This window comes from Paraburkholderia sp. BCC1886, assembly GCF_900996245.1.
Taxonomy (GTDB): Bacteria; Pseudomonadota; Gammaproteobacteria; order Burkholderiales; family Burkholderiaceae; genus Paraburkholderia.
The window spans coordinates 354,056-368,306 of record NZ_CAAJGK010000041.1; the positions used below are offsets into that span (position 1 = coordinate 354,056).

The following is a 14,251-nucleotide window of genomic DNA, read 5'->3' on the forward strand; positions in this document are numbered from 1 at the left end:
CCTGCGTGCGGTGCCCGACTCGCTTGACTATCCCGGCCGCGCGCTCACCGTCCGTCCATCGCTCCCGCCACCGCTTGTGCGGTGGCCGCCGACAACGTCCAACCGAGATGTCCATGCCCGGTGTTATAAAACACGCCGCGCCGCTTACCCTGACCGACCTTCGGCAACATGCTCGGCAGCATCGGCCGCAAGCCGGCCCACGGAATCACTCTCGAGGTCGACACTTCCGGGAAATATCGCCGGGTCCAGTCCACTAGCGGCGCAATCCGGTCCGAGCGGATATCGCGATTGAAGCCGTTGATCTCCGCCGTTCCCGCCACGCGGAAACGATCCGCGCCGAGCCGGCTGGTCACGATCTTCGCGCTGTCGTCGAGCAGGCTGACCCACGGCGCGCGCTGCTGGCTCACGCTGTCGTCCAGACACACGGTGATCGAATAGCCTTTGACGGGGTAGATATTCACGTGATCGCCGAGCATCGCCGCGAACTCGCGGCTCTTCACGCCCGCGCAAATCACGATCCGCTCGAATGCGAACTGCTGCGTGTCGCCTTCCAGATTCACCGTCAGCGAGAAGCGGCCCTCGGCCGGTTGCGAGATCGACGTGATGTCCGCGTCGTAATGAAACTCGACGCCGTGCCGCTCGCAAGCGTGAGCGAGGCCGCGCGTGAATTTGTGAATATCGCCGGTGGAATCGGACGGCGTGAAAAAGCCGCCGTGAAATTCGCCCTGAATCGTGGGTTCGATGGCGTGCAGTTCGCTCGCCGTGACCGGATTGCGTTCGAGTCCGCCTTCGCGCAGCAACGCATTCACCTTGCTGGCCGCGTCGAATTCCTTGCGGGTCTTGTAGATATGCAGAATGCCGCGCTTTTCCAGATCGAACTCGATGCCTTCCTTTTCGGCGACCGAAAACAGATGCTCGCGCGCGGCAATGGCGAGCCGCACTGTCTCGACGGTGTTGGCGCGGTACTGCGGAATCTGCCGCAGGAACTCGCCCATCCACGAGTACTTGTGCCAGCTCGGCATCGGGTTGAGCAGGAGCGGCGCGTCGCGCGTGAGCATCCAGCGCAGACCCTTGAGGACCGTGGCGGCACTGTTCCAGACTTCCGCATTGCTGGCGGACAGTTGCCCGCCGTTGGCGAACGAGGTTTCCATCGCGGCATAGCGATGACGTTCGAACACGGTGACCTGGTGGCCGCGTTGGGCGAGCGCGTGCGCAGTCGTAACGCCGGTAATGCCGGCGCCGATAATGGCGATTCGTGACATGACATGGTCCAGAGTAGTTGAGCATCACCGGTGTCGATTTCGTTGTCGAAACCGGCGTCGATGCCCCATCTGTCCATGTACCTGAGAGTTTCAACCCGCGATGACGGCCGCGTGATACGGCCCGACGGGAATCCCCTTCGGTGGGCGCACGTTGTACTACGGTGCGCCGCTCTCCAGATGTTCCTGCTGCACGGTCCTTTTGCCTGAGAGTTTCCGGGGCGGTTGCTCCGTCGGCGTCGTCATACCGTCTGACGATCTCTCCCGCGCTGCATTGCAGAACGGCACGACGATACCGGGCAAATAATTCCGCCGCAAGTGTTTCCTGCTTTTCGACGCAAGGTCATGCACCCGCGCCGCTTTACTCGGCCGCAATGTCCGTCGACCGGAACACCCAGCCGTTGAACAACGCGCCACACAGCATCAGCACGCTGGTAATCAGAAACACCGCCTGCATGCCGAAATGCGCGCCGACGAAGCCGCCCGCCAGCGGTCCGGCGACCTGTCCGGTGTAGTTGGCCGAGGTCGCATAGCCGAGGATGTAGCCGGCGGAACGGTCCGGCACGTTGTGACGGATCACGCTGGTGATCGACGGCAGCAGTCCGGCGAGCGCGAGTCCCATCAGGAAGCGCAGCACCACGAGTTGCCAGCCGCTCGTGACGAACGCCTGCGGCACCAGCAACGCGGCGCACAAGGCGAGACACGCGACGATCACCTTCGGCGCGCCGATCCGGTCGGCAAGACGGCCGACCCGCGAGGCCGCCAGCACGCTGCCGAGCGCCGAGGCCGACATCACGAAGCCCGACACCAGCGTGACATGCCGCGTGTCGTGCACGAGCTGGCCGACATACACGGTGATGATCGGCTCGATCGACATGTTGGCGAACATCAGCAGGCCGGCCGTCAGCAACATGGCGAGCACGGGTTTCAGATCCGGCACGCTGGACCAGCCGCGCGACGCGTCGGGCGTGTCCAGAACGGTTTCAGTCACGGCGGGCGAACGGGCGAGCGGCCGCTCGACGGGCTTTTCCTTGATCAGCAGCGTCGTCGCGATGAACGCGCAGAAGATCATCGCGCCGGCAATGAAGAATGTATTGCGGATACCGATCAGCGGCGGCAGCGCCCCGCCGATCAGCGGGCCGACCAGATTGCCCGCCATCACGCCGGAGGCGAGCGTGCCGAGCGCCCAGCCGGTGCGGCCGCGCGGCGTCTGGGTGGCGATCATCACGGTGGCGCCCGACGAGTAGCCGCCGACGAGGCCGGCGAGAAAGCGCAGTCCGACCAGTTGCCAGACGTTCTGCGCGAGACCGAGCAGCGACATCACCACGGCCATGCCGAGACTCGCGCGGATCAGGATCAGCTTGCGTCCGTACTTGTCGGCCATGCGGCCCCACAGCGGCGAGACCAGCGCGGCTGCGAGAAAGGTCGCGCCGAAAGCGATACCCGACCACTGGACCGCGCCCGCCGCGGTGGGCACACCGAGTTGTTGCACGTAGAGCGGCAGGAAAGGTAGCAGCAGCGTCATCGCGACGATCGTCGAGAACGAGCCGAACAGGCAGACATACAGGTTGCGTCGCCAGTGCGGCGCGCCGTCGGAGGGTGGGGCTGAGCTCATCGGAAGCGGACGATGCGGCCGGCTGCGAAGCCGTGCCGCGAATGTGGTGAAGACGCGATTGTGCCTGATAGTACGGCAGCGGGATTTGCCGGTTGGGACGTACCGGATGCGCCGGCGACGCTACCATGCTGACACCGCGACGCATCGCTCCCGACTATTTCATCAGGCAAAGGCCCGACCATGTCCGACTTTCCCATTGACAATCCGTTTCTCGAATCGCTCGGCGTGCATCTCACGCAGTGGCGTGACGGCTATGCGGAGCTGACCATGCCGATCGACGCCAGCAAGCTGAACCGGCAACGCGTGCTGCAAGGCGGCGCGATTGCCACGCTGCTTGATGCGGCAGCCGGCTACGCGGGCCTCTATGCACCCGCCGACGCTCCGGTCCGGCACGCATTCACGCTGTCGCTGACCACCAGCTATCTCGACAAGGGACTCGGCGAACAGGTCACCGCCAAGGGCTTTCTGGAGCGTGCCGGCCGCTCGATCTTCTTCTCGCGCGGCGAGGCGTGGGTGGACGGCAAGCTCCTGATCGCGAGCGCGCAGGGCACGTTCAAATACTCGCGAACGGGTTGATGCCGGTTACTCGTGACGGGTCGTGCGCAGCATCGACGTATCGTAGCCAAGCGCAGCCACCCGTTCGATTAGCGCCTGCCTGACGTTTGCAGCGGGTCGTGCCTCGCGCGTGAGAATCCACAGGAAGCGTCCGCTCGGTTCGCCGACGATCGACCAGCTGTAATCGTCCGCGTGATCGAGCACCCAGTAATTGCCGACGTAGAACGGGCCGAAGAACGACACCTTGAGCTTCGCATCGCCCGAGCCGGCGACTATCTTCGCGCGGCCTTGCGACACATCCGGCGGCCCGTTCACGTCGCCTTTACGGCAACTGTTGGTGACGTCGATCAAACCGTCGTCGCGCGCGGCATAGTCGGCGGTCACGGCCTCGCAATTGCGCTCGAAGCCGTTTTCATAGCGCGCCATTTCATACCAGCGGCCGACGTAGCGGGTGAGGTCCACCGGTTTCGCGGGTTGCGGCACACGCGCGTTGCCGCTCTTGCCCGCTGGGCTCAACGCGCAGGCGCCAAGCAGGCAGGCCGCGCCGATGGCAAGCGTGATCGCGCTGACGCGCAGGACTGACGGACGACAGTTCGACATCGGGTACTCCAGGAATAACGGGTATTGAACGGCAGCACGTGCCGTGCCCATGACGCGCCATGAGGTGCCACAGCGCGTCATGGCAGCCTGCGGCGACGATTCGTGCGACGCGAGCGTGCGGGCCGTTTATCATAGTGCCCACAAACCAGAAAGCACCGTCCGCCTGTGCAACGGTAAGGCATTGACTCACGAGACCCGGCGGCGCAAGCCACGCACTATCCATGAACACCATTCCCGACTCTCCCTCCCGTCCCTCCATCCGCGCACTGACCTTACTCGAAGGACGCGTGCTCGGCGTGCTGGTCGAAAAGCAGCACACCGTGCCGGATAGTTATCCGCTGTCGCTCAATGCATTGACCTTGGGCTGTAACCAGAAGACCGGCCGCGCGCCGGTCATGAACGCGACCGAAGCCGAGGTGCTGACCGCCGTCGACGGCCTGAAGCGTCTGAGTCTCGTGATGGAAGGCAGCAGCAGCCGCGTGCCGCGTTTCGAGCACAACATGAGCCGCGTGCTGGGTCTGCCCAGCCAGTCGGCGGCATTGCTGACCACCTTGCTGCTGCGCGGCCCGCAGACGGCCGCCGAACTGCGGCTGAACAGCGCGCGTCTGCATGGCTTCGCGGATATCTCGTCGGTGGAAGCGTTTCTCGACGAACTGGCCGCCCACGATCCGCCGCGCGTGGTGAAGCTGGCGCGCACGCCGGGCGAGCGCGAGAGCCGCTGGACCCATCTGCTGTGTGGGGAAGTGAGCGCGAGCGACATCGCGCAGCCGGGTAGCGACGACGACCTCGTGCCGCTGTCCGCGTTCGAAGCCGTCAAGGCCGAGCAGAAGCGGCTTGCCGAAGAGGTCAGCCGCTTGCAGAGCGTCGTGCGGCGCATGGCCGCCGAGTTGGGTATTGCCGTGGACGAACTCGGCGATCAGACGTGATTTACCGCTGAACGCGCATCAACTCAACAAGCGCCGGACTCGCGGAATCACTTCCCCGGCGAAGCGGCGCATGTCGCGTTCGAACGGCTGGAACTGCAGCATGAAGAGTTCGATGCCCGCGCGGTGAAATTCGGCGATGCGCTGCGCCACCGTGTCGTAGCTGCCGACGAGCCCGGCCGCGGTTCCGCCATTCGATCCCACGCGTGGCGTCTGCGCAAAGGTCTGAAACATCACCGCTTTGGGATCGATGTTGCCTTTCTGTTGTTCGCGCAACGGCTTGTCTTTCGCAGCGAGCGCGAACAGATGATTCAGATGCCGATCGGCTTCTTCATCGGAGTCGCGCGCAATCACGAAAGCGGACAGGCCGAAGCGCAACGCCTCGTGCGGCGCCGGGCGCGGGCGTCGCGACACATCGGCGATCAACGCCTCGACGTCGGCGAGCGGCTGACCGTTGATAAACCACACGTCGCCCTTGTCGGCCACGAGTCCGCGCGCCGGTTCCGATTCGCCGCCTACGTAAATACGCGGCCGGCTGCGATACGGGTCGGCGGGGCGCAACAGATAGTCGTCCACGTTGAAGTGTTCGCCGTGAAAGCGGGTGCGCTCGCCGCGCAACAGCGAATCGACCACGGTGATCCACTCGCGGCCATACGCGTAGCGCGCGTCGTGTTCCGCGAAACCGATGCCGGCGCGTTCCAGCTCCGGCCGGTTCCACGCGTTGACCAGATTGATCGCGAAACGCCCGCCGCTGATGTGTTCGATCTGCTGCGCCATCTTCGCGAGCACGACCGGGTGATACAGATACGGCTTGATGGCCGCGATGATTTCGATGCGCCCGGTCAGCGCCGCCAGCGCGGCGGATGCGGTCCATGCTTCGAGCTGATCGAAGTCCGGGTCGTGCGGATTGATGGTGTGCTGGGCGACCAGCACCGAGTCGTAGCCGAGCTGTTCGGCTTCGAGCACGAGCGCCTTGTTGCGCGCCCAGGACGCGTCGTACGGTTCGTCCGGGTCCTGCAGCGCGGCACGGCTGCCGTGAACCAGCGCCCAGACCCCGAAGCGGGGTGCCAATGTCGACATGATCTGAAACTCTCCTGCGGCAAGCGTGTTCTGCGCGGGTTAGCAGGGGTTCTGCAATAAGCGCGAAACCGCCAATGATGCGCGATTCCACGCTGCTGCGTTCCAATTTATGTCGATATGGATCGATGAAATCAGTCTTAGCCGGACTGGCGAACTTTTATATATTCAGCGGTTTCGCCTCTCTTCACGGACTTCGATCGATGCGCTTCGCTCTTCCCGGTTTCAGAACTCTTCGGCGGGCAGGTTTGTGCCTGACCCTCATCGGCGGCGTGCTGTGCGCCGGCATCGCGCAAGCCAATGAAACGGTGTCGATCAGCTACCAGCGCTCCTCCACGCTGTTCCTGCTGATGAAACGCACCGGCGCGCTCGACAAGAAGCTCAAGGCGCTCGGCTACGACGTGAGCTGGCACGAGTTCTCGACGGGCCTGCTGCAATCGCTGAATGCGGGCAGTGTCGACCTGCACTCCGACGTGGCCGACGCGTTCGCGCTGTTCACCCAGGCCGCCAACGCGCCGCTGACGTACTACGCGGAAGAAACCGCCGCGCCGGCCGCGCAGGCGATTATCGTGCCGCCGGATTCGCCGGTGCATTCGGTGGCGGACCTGAAGGGCAAACGCGTGGCGGTCATGAAGGGATCGGGCGCAAACTATCTGCTGATCCGCGCTTTGGCGAAAGCCGGCCTGACGATCAACGACGTTCAGGTGCGCTATCTGGAAGCGTCGGATGCGCTGGCCGCATTTCGCGGCGGCAATGTCGACGCATGGGCGATCTGGGACCCGTTTCTCGCGGCGCAACAGCGCGATGCGCATGTGCGGGTCGTCGCAGACGGTTCGAACGGCGTTGCGGAATACAACCGTTTTTATATGGCGACCACGTCGTTCGCCGACAAGCATCCGGAAGTCATCCGCGCGGTGTTCGACGAACTGAATGCCACCGGCAAATGGGTGAAGGCGCATCCGCATGAAGCCGCGGAAATTCTCGCGCCGGTGTGGGGCAATTTGCCGGTGGAAACGGTGGAACTGGCGAACAGCCGCCGCAGCTACGACATCGTGCCGGTCAAGCGCGACCAGCTTGCCGAGCAGCAGCGCATTGCCGATGCGTATCGCGCAGCGGGGCTGATTCCGGCGCCGCTCAAGGCGACGGACATTCGCATCTGGACGCCGCCTGCGAAATAAGCCCTGAATGCAGGGCTATTTGCTTGCCGCCGCCAACCGGCGGCGCGCGAGCAACCTCACGCCGAGCAGACAGACTGCCATGACGGTTAGCGAGAGCAGGGTCGTCATGGTCCCGAGCGCGTAGATGACGGGCGTCGTCACCGAGGTGGTCAGCCCCTGCAATTCGAGCGGTAAGGTGTTCTGGTCGCCGATTGCCTGCGAGGTCCGCGCGATCTCGTCCCACGACAGCGTGAAACCGAACATCGCCACGCCCACCACCGACGGCCCGATGATCGGCAGCACGACGTGCCGGAAACTTTGCCACGGGCTCGCGCCGAGATCGCGCGACGCTTCTTCGTAGGCCGGATTGAAGCGGTTGAACACCGCGAACATCACCAGCAAGCCGAACGGCAGCGTCCACGTGAGATGCGCGCCGAGCGCCGACGTGAAGAGGCCCATCGACGTCGTATACGTATCGGCGAAAGACTGATAACCCCACGCGCCCGCCAGATATTTCACGCCGTTATCGAGCAGGCGGAAGGTCAGGCCGATGCCGAGCGACACGATGATGGACGGCATGATGAGACTCGCCACCGACACGTAAAACACCGCTGTGTCGCCGCGAAACCGTTTGCGGAAGGCGAGCCCGGCCGCGACCGAAAACAGCACCGTGAGCACGGTGACCGCCAGCGCAAGCCGCACCGAGCGTCCAAACGCGCCCCAGATATCGATATCGCCGACCCCGTCGCGCAACACCGCGAACCAGTGCAGCGACACGCCGCGCATCGGGAAGGTCAGGCCGCCTTCCGGGCCCTGGAACGACAGAATGAAAATCGTGATGACCGGCCCGTACAGAAACAGCACGAACAGGCCGAACAGTAGCGCGAGCCAGTAGAAACTGGCGGGACGCGGTTCCCGATGTTTGAGGCGAACGGCCGGCATGATCAAAGCTCCTTGCGAATGTCGACGACGCGCGTCAAACCCCAGACGATCATCAGCACGACCGCCAGCAGAATGATGGCGTTGGCGGCCGCCGCGGGAAACTGCAGATAGCCGGTTTGCACCTGAATGATCTTGCCCACCGAGGCGATCTGCTGCCCGCCCATGACGCCGACGGTCAGGAAGTCGCCCATCACGATCGTGATGACGAAGATCGACCCGATCACGATGCCGGTTTTCGACAGCGGCAGCACGACGTCGCGCACCACCTGCCAGCCAGTCGCACCCGCGTCGCGCGCGGCTTCGAGCAAGGAGCGGTCGATGCGCATCATCGCGTTGAAGATCGGCACGATCATGAAAAACGTGTACAGATGCACGAACGCCAGCACCACCGAGAAGTTCGAATACAGCAGCCATTCGAGCGGCTGGTCGATCAGATGCAGGCCGAGCAGCGCCTGATTGACGAGGCCATTGCGGCCGAGTAGCGGCATCCACGAAATCATGCGGATCACGTTCGAGGTCCAGAACGGGATCGTGCACAGCAGGAACAGCACGGTCTGCATGGCGGTGGTGCGCACATGAAACGCGAGAAAGTAGGCGAGCGAGAAACCCAGCAGCAAGGTGACCGCCCAGACGATCGCGCAGAACTTGAGCGTCGACCAGTAGGTTTTGAACGTCACGCACAGGTCGGTGGTCGACGAACAGCCGTCGAAGATCGCCCTGTAGTTCTTCAACGTGAAGGCCGGGATGATCTGATATTCGTTGAAGTCCCAGAAGCTGACGATCAGCGTGATGACGAGCGGCACGATGAAAAACAGCAGGAAGGTCAGCGTAAGCGGCGTGACCTGCAGCCACGCCGGAGCACGCCGGTGTTTCGCGGGCCGGTCCTGCGCCTGCGTGGGAAGATCGATCGTGGCCATGGGCGGAGGGGAGTGAGAATGACGGTAGGCGCGCACGGGAGGCGCCGCATGAAGCAACGGCGCGGCTCCCTCGCTCATCGGTTGATTCGGCTGCTCTGCAAGCAGGCGTTCGGGCAGATTCGCAGCCCGGCGTTCAGGCCGCGATGAACTCGTTCCACTTCTGAACCATGTAGATGTTCTCGTCCATCACCGCGTTCCAGCACGCAATCGCTCCCATGCGCTGGTTGTACGAGCCGCCGTCGCGTACGGTGCCGGCTTTTTCGAGCAACTGTCCGTCCGGCGCCTTGATGTCCTGCGCGGCCGCCTTGCCTTCGATCCAGTAATCCCATTCGTACGGTTGCATGTGGGTCTTCGCCGTTTCCAGCACGCCCGAGTAGTAGCCCTGACGCATCAGATACGCACCGGCCCAGCCGTCCTGGAACCAGTTGACGAACTCATAGGCCGCATCCAGTTTCTTGCCCTGCAGCGAACGCGGAAAGCCGAAGCCCGACGCCCACGAACGATAGCCTTCCTTGAGCGGCTGGAATTTGCACGCTATGCCCATGGTGCGAACCTTGGTCACGGCCGGCGACCACATCGACTGGATCACGACCTCGCCGGAGGCCATCAGGTTGACGCTCTCGTTGAAGTCCTTCCAGAACGCGCGGAACTGGCCGGCGCGTTTCGCTTCGATCAGATACTTCATGGTCTGGTCGATCTCGGCCTTGGTCATGTTGCCCTTGTCGCCGTACTTCATGTGGCCTTGCGCTTCGAGCGCCATTGCCGCGTCCATGATGCCGATGGCGGGAATGTTCAGCAGCGCGGCCTTGCCCTTGAATTGCGGGTTCAGCAGTTCGGCCCAACTGTCGATGGGACGCTTGATCAGGTCGGGACGAATGCCGAGCGTGTCGGCGTTGTACGTGGTGGGAATCAGCGTCATCCACTCGGTCGGCGTCGCCGAGAACTCCGTGGAGCGCGGGCCGGTGAGGAACATCACCTTCTTCGGCGCGGTGCCCTGATCGCCGATCTTCTTGCCGTTCACTTCGCCGCGCGTGAGGACCGGCGTGATCTTGTCGGCCAGCTTGATACGCTTCGCGTCCATGCCGGCCAGCGTGCCCGCGGGAATCAGCTTCTTCAGCGCGAAGTATTCGGTGTCGACGATATCGAACGAATTCGGCTGCGTGATGATGCGCTTGGCGACGTCGTCGGTCGTGACCGGAATGTACTGAATGTCGATACCGGTGTCTTCCTTGAACTTCTTCGCGATGTCCGCGCTTTGATTCACGGCGGTGCCGAGGTAGCGCAGCGTGATCTTTTCCTGCGCGTGCACATACGGGAAGCCGGCAATCCCGGCCGCCGCCACGGCACCCTTGATGAACGTGCGGCGCGACAGGCCTTTGTCTTTCAGGTCGGACGCTGCTGCCGGTGCCGCTGCCAGGTTCTCGTTCACCGGCTTGTCGTTCGCTACGCTCATTGCCTTCTCCTCAGTGGATGTTTTCTTCGTGACTGTTTATTTGTCCTGCAACCCGTTCGCTGCCCGGTATCAGGCAGCGAGCGGATGCGCGTCCTGCTCGTTCCACCAGACCACGACGCGCGCATCGGGTCCGAGCTTCGCCGGGTCGTAGTCGCCGTCGCCCACCAGCGACACCAGTTCGGGCGACCCGTCCAGCGGGTCCAGCGTCATGCGCAAATGCGTGCCCTGATACTCCGCTTCGCGCACCTTGCAAGGCACGCCGCCAATGCGCGTGAGACCGCTCTCGCTGCCCGCCGCCTGCACCGGCGTGACGCCATGCGGCACGACCCGCAGATGGTCCGCACGCACCGTGAACATCCGGCCGTTGCTGTTGAAAACGTTATGTCCGCCGAGAAAGCGCGCAACGAACTCGGTGCGCGGCCGGTTGAAGACTTCGTGCGGCGTGCCGCTCTGCTCGATGCGTCCGTGACTCATCACGACCACGAGGTCGGCCAGCGCCATCGCTTCTTCCTGCGAATGCGTGACATGCACGAAGGTGATGCCCAACTCCTTCTGCCAGCGTTTGAGTTCGGCGCGCATCTGCACGCGCAGGAACGGATCGAGCGCGGAAAGCGGTTCGTCGAGCAGCAGGCAGCCGGGTTGATTCAGCAACGCACGCGCGAGCGCGACACGCTGCTGCTGGCCGCCGGAAAGCTGCGCGGGTTTGCGTTCGGCATAGGCGGACATCGCGACGAGTTCGAGCAGTTCGGCGGCGCGCTTGCGTCGTGCGTCCTTGGCTACGCCGCGCATCTTCAGGCTGAAGGCGACGTTGTCGAGCGCGCTCAGATGCGGGAACAGCGCGTAGTTCTGGAACACCATCGCCGTGCCGCGCGCAGCGGGTTCGGCGCGCGTGACGTTGCGTCCGGCGATCAGAATGTCGCCATCGGTAACCGACTCGTGTCCGGCGATCATGCGCAGCGTCGAGGTCTTACCGCAACCGGACGGTCCGAGCAGACAGCAGTACTGGCCGCCGTCGATGCGCAGATCGATCGAGTCCACGGCGAGCGAGTCGCCGTATTGCTTCGACACATGCACCAGCTCGATATCGGCGGCTTGCGTGTCGAGCACTGTAGAAGCAGGCTGAATCATGAAGAGCGTGTCCTCCTGAACGACGATGAAGCGGCTGGGGACGAGGCACACGCCAGGCACGTGGCACCTCAGGCGAGGGGTACGCAAATGCAAGACATGTGCCATCGTTCGCACGATTCGATGCGACGATCGCCAACACGCCCGTGCGCTTAACGTCGACGACTTGGCTCACATATTGCAAACGATCCGATGCAGCGATCGTTCGCGATCAGGACATACCTTTTGCTCGAACGCGGTGCGTGCACGAACCGTCGCGGGGCATGAACCGGCCAATCCGGATCATCCGCGCGCCGACGTGACGCATGGCGTCACTCACGGCTCTCTTCAATGAACGACACACGGAACATGCCCGTAGTGCAGAACAATCCACGAAGCCGGGCTCATCGGCCACTCGCGACGCACGGCCGCTTTGCGTATCGGCCCATCACCGACGGCGACGCTTATCGCTGGCCCGGCGGCAGCGGCCTTGCGGTTTATCTCGGCTTCAACATCGAACACTTTGCGTTCGGCGAGGGACTCGGCGCGGCGCTCGGACCGGTCTCGCCGCAACCGGATGTGCTGAACCACAGCTGGCGCGAATACGGCAACCGGGTCGGCGCGTGGCGTTGCATCGAACTGTTCGACCAACTCGATCTGCCGGCCGGCACGCTGATCAACACCGCGCTCTACGATCATTGCCCGGAGTTGATCGCGGCCTGCGTGGCGCGCGGCGACGAACTGATCGGCCACGGTCATTCGAACGCACACCGTCAGAGCGATCTCGACGAGACCGGCGAACGCGAACTGCTGCTGCATTGCCGTGAACGGATCGCCGACGAGTCCGGCGCGCCGCCGTTGGGCTGGCTCTCGCCATGGATTTCCGAGTCGCATCTGACGCCCGATCTGTTGGCCGAGACCGGTTATCGCTATACGCTCAACTGGTGCCACGACGACCGGCCGGTGCGCATGGCGACGCGCGGTGCGCCGCTGTGGTCGATTCCCTATCCACAGGAACTCAACGACCTGCCGATGATGGTGGCGCGTCACATGGACGGCCGCGCGTTCGCCGACATGATCGTCGACCAGTTCGACGAGATGCTCGAGCAGGCCAATCGCGGCGCCGCGCCGCAGTCGCTGGTGATGGGTATCGCACTGCATCCTTATCTGGTCGGGCAGCCCTACCGGCTGCGTCATCTGCGGCGCGCGCTCGAACATATCGCCGCTGCGCGTGCCCGCGGCAACGTCTGGATCACGACGCCCGGCGCGATTGCCGCGCAGATGGATCGACTGGAACGGGACGGTGCGTTGAGCCCGGCATGTGCATGAGCACCAGACAGAAAGACAAAGAGAAAGACCAGACCGATCTCGACGCGCGCCTTTATCAGTCGATTTTCGACGGCGTGCTGAATCATCGTCTGACGCCCGGGACCAAGTTGCCGGAGCCCGAGTTGTGTCAACTGTTCGGCGTGGGCCGTGCGGTCGTGCGGCGGGTGCTCGAAAAGCTCGCGTACGACGGCATCGTCGTGCTGCGCCCGAACAAGGGCGCGGTGATCGCGGAGCCGACGCCCGAAGAAACCCGGGAGATATTCGAAGCGCGCCGCTCGGTCGAACGCATGCTCGTGGAACTGGCGGTGCAGCGCGCGAGCGCCGACGATATCGCGTCGTTGCGTCAGCAACTGGCGAACGAACACGACGCGATGCACCGCTTCGACCAGCCATCGTGGGCGAGACTCGCGAGCGGCTTTCACATGCGCATCGCAGCGCTTGCGGGCAATTCGATCTTGCAGAACTACCTGAAGGAACTGGTGACGCGCTGCTCGCTGATCGTCGGTGTCTACGAACCGCCGGGCTATGCCCCTTGCGAGCACGCGGAACATGCGACGATTGTCGACTGTCTCGAAGCACGCGACGCGGCCGGCGCGATCGCGCATATGGAAGCACATTTGCGGCAACTGGAGGAACGGATCCAGATCTCGCGGATGCGCGGCGAGAAAAGCCTCGGCCAGTTGCTCGGCCTCACCGATAACGTCACCTGAACGCGGACCCCGACATGGAAATCGATTTCGATGCGATTACCGAGTACCAGCGCTACAAACTGATGGCGAGCCTGATCGTGCCGCGTCCCATCGCGCTCGTCACCACGCTCGGCGCGGACGGCACGATCAACGCCGCGCCGTTCTCGATGTTCAATATGCTGGGCGAAGAACCGCCGATCGTGATGATCAGCATCAATCGGGTGACCGACGGCACGCTCAAGGATACGGCGGTGAACATCGTGCGCAGCGGCGAATTCGTCGTGCATCTCGCGGACGAAGCGATTGCGGAGAAAATGCACCGCTGCGGCGAACGGTTGCCGCCGAACGTGAGCGAACTCGCGCAAGTGGGTCTCACGCCGGTGCCGAGCACGCACGTTGCGCCGCCGCGCATTGCCGAAGCGCCGGTCGCGTTCGAGTGCACGACGTGGGAAACGCTGGAGACGACCAGCCGGCAGATTTTTATCGGCCGCGTGCACCGGCTGCATGCCCGCGACGAACTGATCGATCTGGACACCTGGCGGGTGCGTCTGCAGCACTATTTCCCGGTGGGCCGGTTCGGCGCGAGCGATTACGTCACCACGCGCGACCGGTTCACGTTGGGCTGATGAAC

The 14,251-nt window shown here is 63.7% G+C and carries 14 protein-coding genes and 1 riboswitch; of the genes, 6 read left to right on the forward strand and 8 right to left on the reverse strand.

Going from position 1 to position 14,251, the window contains the following annotated elements; all coding sequences use genetic code 11:
* Window positions 1-44 precede the first annotated feature (44 nt).
* Window positions 45-1,262 carry a D-amino acid dehydrogenase gene (locus FQ746_RS11400; protein WP_144109461.1) on the reverse strand — a complete coding sequence of 406 codons (1,218 nt, stop codon included), beginning with the start codon at window positions 1,260-1,262 and terminating at the stop codon, window positions 45-47.
* 181 nt (window positions 1,263-1,443) lie between these two features.
* A riboswitch (glycine riboswitch) is annotated at window positions 1,444-1,536 on the reverse strand.
* A gap of 84 nt (window positions 1,537-1,620) precedes the next feature.
* Window positions 1,621-2,874 carry an MFS transporter gene (locus tag FQ746_RS11405; RefSeq protein ID WP_144109462.1) on the reverse strand — a complete coding sequence of 418 codons (1,254 nt, stop codon included), beginning with the start codon at window positions 2,872-2,874 and terminating at the stop codon, window positions 1,621-1,623.
* A gap of 180 nt (window positions 2,875-3,054) precedes the next feature.
* Here FQ746_RS11405 and FQ746_RS11410 point away from each other — a divergent pair, with 180 nt between their 5' ends.
* A complete protein-coding gene (locus FQ746_RS11410; RefSeq protein ID WP_144109463.1) occupies window positions 3,055-3,450 on the forward strand; it encodes a PaaI family thioesterase in 396 nt (131 codons plus the stop codon).
* A gap of 6 nt (window positions 3,451-3,456) precedes the next feature.
* Here FQ746_RS11410 and FQ746_RS11415 read toward each other — a convergent pair whose 3' ends face one another.
* Window positions 3,457-4,029: a lipocalin family protein gene (locus FQ746_RS11415; RefSeq protein ID WP_144109464.1), complete on the reverse strand. Its 573-nt coding sequence runs from the start codon at window positions 4,027-4,029 to the stop codon at window positions 3,457-3,459.
* Between the two features lie 221 nt (window positions 4,030-4,250).
* Between FQ746_RS11415 and FQ746_RS11420 the strand changes: the two genes are divergently transcribed.
* Window positions 4,251-4,955, forward strand: a complete 705-nt coding sequence (locus FQ746_RS11420; RefSeq protein ID WP_144109465.1) for a YceH family protein — start codon at window positions 4,251-4,253, stop codon at window positions 4,953-4,955.
* Window positions 4,956-4,973: 18 nt separating this feature from the next.
* On the opposite strand, the gene FQ746_RS11425 is transcribed toward FQ746_RS11420, so the two are convergent.
* A complete protein-coding gene (locus FQ746_RS11425; RefSeq protein WP_144109466.1) occupies window positions 4,974-6,032 on the reverse strand; it encodes an LLM class flavin-dependent oxidoreductase in 1,059 nt (352 codons plus the stop codon).
* A 245-nt stretch (window positions 6,033-6,277) separates the two neighbouring features.
* On the opposite strand from FQ746_RS11425, the gene FQ746_RS11430 reads away from it, so the two are divergent.
* A complete protein-coding gene (locus FQ746_RS11430) occupies window positions 6,278-7,207 on the forward strand; it encodes an aliphatic sulfonate ABC transporter substrate-binding protein (RefSeq protein ID WP_260853983.1) in 930 nt (309 codons plus the stop codon).
* Window positions 7,208-7,222: 15 nt separating this feature from the next.
* Here the strand turns inward: FQ746_RS11430 and FQ746_RS11435 are convergent, their stop codons facing one another.
* The 4 genes from FQ746_RS11435 to FQ746_RS11450 all read right to left on the reverse strand — a co-directional run bounded on the left by FQ746_RS11435 (window position 7,223) and on the right by FQ746_RS11450 (window position 11,626).
* Window positions 7,223-8,128, reverse strand: a complete 906-nt coding sequence (locus FQ746_RS11435; RefSeq protein ID WP_144109468.1) for an ABC transporter permease — start codon at window positions 8,126-8,128, stop codon at window positions 7,223-7,225.
* A 2-nt stretch (window positions 8,129-8,130) separates the two neighbouring features.
* Window positions 8,131-9,045 (reverse strand): ABC transporter permease, encoded by a 915-nt coding sequence (locus FQ746_RS11440; RefSeq protein ID WP_144109653.1) that lies wholly within the window; start codon window positions 9,043-9,045, stop codon window positions 8,131-8,133.
* Between the two features lie 133 nt (window positions 9,046-9,178).
* Window positions 9,179-10,498 (reverse strand): PotD/PotF family extracellular solute-binding protein, encoded by a 1,320-nt coding sequence (locus FQ746_RS11445; RefSeq protein ID WP_144109469.1) that lies wholly within the window; start codon window positions 10,496-10,498, stop codon window positions 9,179-9,181.
* A gap of 69 nt (window positions 10,499-10,567) precedes the next feature.
* Window positions 10,568-11,626 (reverse strand): ABC transporter ATP-binding protein, encoded by a 1,059-nt coding sequence (locus tag FQ746_RS11450; protein WP_144109654.1) that lies wholly within the window; start codon window positions 11,624-11,626, stop codon window positions 10,568-10,570.
* 327 nt (window positions 11,627-11,953) lie between these two features.
* Between FQ746_RS11450 and FQ746_RS11455 the strand changes: the two genes are divergently transcribed.
* The 3 genes from FQ746_RS11455 to FQ746_RS11465 are packed head-to-tail and all read left to right on the forward strand — an operon-like array spanning window position 11,954 to window position 14,246.
* A complete protein-coding gene (locus tag FQ746_RS11455; RefSeq protein ID WP_260853984.1) occupies window positions 11,954-12,931 on the forward strand; it encodes a polysaccharide deacetylase family protein in 978 nt (325 codons plus the stop codon).
* Complete coding sequence (locus FQ746_RS11460) at window positions 12,928-13,641, forward strand: GntR family transcriptional regulator (RefSeq protein WP_186310697.1); 714 nt, start codon at window positions 12,928-12,930, stop codon at window positions 13,639-13,641. The genes FQ746_RS11455 and FQ746_RS11460 overlap by 4 nt, the downstream gene beginning before the upstream one ends.
* Before the next feature lie 14 nt (window positions 13,642-13,655).
* Entirely contained in the window at window positions 13,656-14,246 is a 591-nt protein-coding gene (locus FQ746_RS11465; protein ID WP_144109471.1) for a flavin reductase family protein, read from the forward strand.
* The last annotated feature ends 5 nt before the right edge of the window (window positions 14,247-14,251 follow it).